The following is a 5,324-nucleotide window of genomic DNA, read 5'->3' as shown; positions in this document are numbered from 1 at the left end:
TAGTGTTTTTGCAACATTATTTAGAAAGTTTGACATATGATCAATGTATTTAAAAAGCGTACACGTTTGTACGCACTAACAACAAGTGCTTTCTTCTTTTTACAAGGTGTAGATGTTTCTATGGGGAATGGTTGGTTCTCATCATTCCTTCCTTCATTATCATCATTTACCTCTTTCATTGGAGGGTCGAGCACAGGGGCTATAACACCACCCGGAGGAGTGGAGGTTTCTGGAAGAGCAGAACCTAGAGTCGGTAATCCTGTTGGTAGTGGTTCTGCTCAGCCTCAGCCTCAGCCTCAGCCTCAGGCTCAGGCTCAGGCTCAGGCTCAGGCTCAGGCTCAGGCTCAGGCTCAGATTGTGCCTGTTTTAAATCATATTCGACCTATTAGTGCTTGTCATTCTAGAAAGAATAATATTTTTGTTCCTGGCATGATACGGAATGTTGCAGATAGTAGTGTTCGTGTTGCGAGTGGTGCAGGTGCAGTACCTGGTGTTGCGAGTGGTGCAGGTGCAGTACCTGGTGTTGCGAGTGGTGCAGGTGCAGTACCTGGTGTTGCGAGTGGTACAGGTGCTGTGCCAGGGGTCCCAGGTTCAGGTGTCCTATCTACTCCTAGTTCAGGCGTCTTATCTACTAGGATGGAAACAGTAGTAAATGTGCCGCAAGCAGGTGTACCAGCTGGCTTTGATGGCTCATTAGCTCTTGTACAAGATACTTTATTATCAGGTAATATAGCAGGAGGAGGATTAAACACTGTAAGTCAACAAAGACCAAAGGCTATATCAGGTGTTGCGAGTGGGGCAGATACAACGAATCTGCCTGCTATTCCAGGTGTTGGTCCAGGTACTATATCAAATGGTGCTTTGAATAGTATGCCAGGTGTTCCAGGTACAGGCGGTGTATCTACTAGGAAGGCAAGAGCAACAAGAGCAGAAAATGTGGAGGCAAAAGAAGCAAAAACAGCAATAGCAAGTGGGAAGAGAGCACGTGAGGGGCATGCAGGTGTGCCAAGTGGAGTAGGTGGAGAGTTAGTTAGATTACTAGATGTTCCAAGAAATGTAGATGTTTGGACATTATTTAATATTCCGAAAAAAGATAGTTTAGCTGAAACATATTTTCCAGTGGGGGAAGAGGCGCTAAGAGTACAAAAAGCGAGTGCAGATGGTCTTATTGGTATGCCAGGTATATCAAGTTTTGTATTGAATTCTTTAACACCTGATAGAGCAGGTCTTTTTGTGCCTGGTGTGAGTGTATCTACACCGGTTGGTGATGGTGTTGGGGCTCTAGAATTTATAGATTCTGTGGAGGCAGGTAAAGGATTGGCTGATTTACTCAATGGTGATCAGCGAATATATGGATCTATTTCCTGTGATCAGTCCGGAGTATATGCTCTAATAGGGGGGACTATTATAGCGGATCAAGGTGAGAGCGCTGTAAATGTGGAATCTCCCCTTGATGATGGGAAAGTAGTTGTTAATTTGGACGAAGTATCCATTGAAAGTATGAATATTGGGAAAGAACTTTCTGAAAGTTTATCTGCAGTAGGTATACAGGATTATAAAGTAGGTATAGAGAACATAGGTAGTTTATATATTCATGATCCGCTTTATGTTGGTGTATATGTCGGAGATTCTGCTTCAAATATGGGTGCGGAGGTTAAATTGAAAAACTCAAATATTCAGGGTTTTTTTATTGGACTTCGGGCTGAAGAGACTGGAAAGATCACAATGGTGGGGGGAGGAATCAGAGATGCGTATATAGGTGCTCTTGCTAGTGATAATGGGTGGATTGTTTTAGAGAATGTAGATATTAATGTTAAAAGAATCGGTTTAGTTAGTTTGGGTCCATCCGTTATCGAGATGAGGTCTGGAGCAATTACCGTGAAAGAGGGTGGAATAGGAGTTATCTCTACAAAAGAGGGGACTGTTCTACTAGACGGGACGGTTATCAATGTTGCTGAGGAACCAAAAACTACAGAAGTTGGTACTTCGGAGACGAATATAGGTTTATTGTCACTTGGAGGTACTATTTCCTTTAAAAATGGAAAACTTAGAGCTCCTAATACTATTGCATTTTTGGTAAGTGATAGCTTTAAGAATAATATCTCTGGAGCTTCTAATAGAGTAGAAGCGGAGAGTGAGGATGGCAATGATACGCAACAGGATTCTGACGCTAATAGTGATTCTTTCGTTGGTGAGGTCATCTCTATTGAATCTAGAGATGGCGCTGTCCTTAATAATATTGGTTCCGCGTATTTTGAGGCTTTATTCCCTATAGAGAATTTTTTAGGAAGCGGTGCAGATTCTGGAAGTACTAGTGCACCATCTGGAGCTGGCGCTGGAGATTCTGCAGTGGTGGCGTCTGAGCCAGATGCAAACTCTAGAGTTGTCAACTTAATAGTTTCTGATATTCAAAATTCAACCGTTAAAGTTGAAGGTAAGTCTTATGGTGTATTTTTTGGTGATATACCTTCGAATGTGAGGAGAAAAAATGATCAAACGAGTGTGAGACAAGAAAGTGGTCAAAATGTAGGTCAAAATCTGAGAGAGGGTGGAATAAAAGATGATGGAGATAGTTTGCATGCAGTTCTTTTGAAAAATACGGTTTTCAGAGTTCCTAATGGTGTGGTCATTTATGGTAACAGTTTGGATGGGTACGTCGTTGTAAAAGATGACTCAACTCTTTCGGGTGATTTAGTGTTGAAAGCTGAAGAGGGGTCGCATTTGTCGGTTTTTGTTGAAGACTCTGTCGTCATGGGGGGAGCTCACGTTGATAAAAAATCTCAAGCTAGGCTTTTTCTATCTGGGGGATCAGAGTGGTATTTAACAAAGAATCTGCATAATAGTTTGGAAAATTCAAATACGGGTTGTGTAGATTCATGTCTTTCGTCTATGAATCTTGTAGATAGTAATGTTAGATTTTTTACTTCTTTGAAAAATGAAAATACATCTAATAAAGATATTGAGTATCGAACCCTTCGTATAGGAGATGGGGATGGAACAGTTTATAGTGCTGCTTCTGCCGCTACAATTTACTTCAATGCAAATTTGATGCCTAGCAATACAGAAAATTCTCAAATATCTGACAGATTGTTGATTCATGGTGATGTTTCTGGAAAAACAATGGTAGTTGTGAATGATACTTCTGATGGTATATCACAAAGTCAGGATACACCTCATAGCATTTCAATTATTCAGGTTTTTGGAAATGCAGAGAGGGATTCTTTTAAGCTGAAAGGTGATTATATTACACGAGAAGGGTTACCTTATAAGTATGTTCTTCGTGCTTATGGTCCAACTACTCCTCCGAAAATGCAGTATTTTGATAAGACATTACTTAAAAATAGTAGAAGTGTTTGGGATTTTCGTTTAGAAAATGAATATTTTATACCTCTCGTTTCTGCTTATACTGCTACTGCTAATTTTCAACTTACTTTTAAGGCTAAGCCACTTGTTGCAGTTGATTCTACTAATGCTTCTACTGAAACTGCAATAAATACTAATGCTGACACTGGTGCTGGTGAAGTAAATAGTGAATCCATAACTCCTCCTGTATCTGGGGAATCTGCATCTGTAGTCTCTGTTCAAGGCAATTCACTTTTGAGATCTGAAACATCTGACGAATTTTATGAAGATGATGATGACGAAGATTTTACGGAATCTGAAACATCTGAGGTTGTAGTGCATACCTTTTTACCTGTTACTCCATCTCCATCATCTGTTACTCCTTCTTTATCCAGAAATTTGGCACCTTTAGTACCTCCAAGAGTTAATTTAAGTGGGAGATCTGATACAGGTAGAGGACCTGTAATATCTGCCGATGAAATTTTTGTAACACCTGGGGATCATATTGTATCTAAGAGGCCATCACCTATAAAATCAGCTGCTGCTATGAAGGCTGCTATGAATGCTTCTGTTCCTGTTGTTTCTGAGGTAGCTGTTATATCTTCTAATGGAGTTTCTGCTATGAAGCCTTCTACTTCTGAGATATCTGCTATATCTAATGGAGCTTCTGCTGTGCAGCCTTCTACTTCTGAGATATCTGCTATATCTTCTAATGGAGTTTCTGCTATGAAGCCTTCTGCTCCTGAGATACCTGCTATATCTAATGGAGCTTCTGCTATGCAGCCTTCTACTTCTGTGGTTTCTGAGATAGCTGTTATATCTTCTAATGGGGCTTCTGCGAATGCTTCTTCTCCTGTGGTTTCTGAGACATCTGCTGTATCTTCTAGAGCTGTTGGGCGTGTTCTTATGCTTAGTCGTACTGGTAATGGAGATGTTTCTTCTAAGGAAACGGTTTCTTCTACATGTGATGATATGAATAATGGTGAGAAGGGATCACAGACTACTTATTTGTGTAGAGATGGTAAATCGCGGACAATAACAGGGAAGACACTGAAGGTAAGTGATAAAACTCAGCATCCTATGCATGCAAAAAATCAGGATACGGTTATTAAGTTAGAGGGAGCCACAATTAGTGGTGCGGATTTTTCTGATAGCAAAAATAATGTTGATTTTAATGAAATATATGCCGTGAGTGCTGTGCTTGCAGAAGAGGGGGCAGAAGTTGTTTTGGATAATAAATCAACAATTACCTCTTCTGTGATTGGGCTTGAAGCGCAAAGTGGCGGGAAGGTTACAATGCATGCTGGAACAGTCAATGCGCGTTATGTAGGCGCTTTGGCGGGTTCTGGATCATCTGTTAATTTAAAGGATACGAAAATTAACGTAACGGGGGATTTAGCTGTGGCTGGTTTGGCGAGTCAGGCTGGTGAGGTAACTATGGACTCTGGAACGGTTATGCTGACAAATGGAGTGGCTGTGAGATCAGAAGCTGGGGGACGTGTAAGATTAAACAAAGTTAATATTACTGCGAAAAAGGAAGCAGGAAAGTCGAATTCTACAGAGAAATTTGGACGTGCAGCTTTTTTGGTGAGTGATAATGCTTCTGTTGATTTTAAGAATGGAAATGTTGTTACTGATGCTCATGGTTTGTGGATTATAAAGTCTGATGATAATGTGGTTGAGACCGGCTCTTCCAGGAGAAGGAGATCTTCTGACGTTCGTCCTACTATGAATCACGTAAATATCGAGTCTTCTACTGTTAAAGTGGAAGGTGACGGAGTCTACGGCATATATTTTGATGGGGGAACACAGAAGGAAGCGAGTCAACAAAATCGAAGTCAGGATTTAACAACTGAGAAAACAAATGTTGTTAAGCGGAGTACTGTGTCCAAACAGGAAAAAACGCCTATAGGCATAACAGGGACAGTTTCGTTGAAAAAAACTGATTTTGAAGTTGCAAATGGTATAGCTATCTATGGTAA

Annotated in this window: 1 protein-coding gene; it reads left to right on the top strand. The window is 40.7% G+C overall.

Features of this window, described 5'->3' with window-relative positions; translation table 11 throughout:
* Positions 1 to 36: 36 nt before the first annotated feature.
* The coding region (locus ACFIQE_RS08565; RefSeq protein ID WP_375707543.1) for a hypothetical protein at positions 37 to 5,324 on the top strand (5,288 nt) is incomplete at its 3' end.

Origin of the sequence: Bartonella sp. AA1HLJMS, from assembly GCF_042197445.1 — a bacterium.
GTDB lineage: Bacteria > Pseudomonadota > Alphaproteobacteria > Rhizobiales > Rhizobiaceae > Bartonella.
This window is presented reverse-complemented; position numbering and strand designations above follow the sequence as displayed.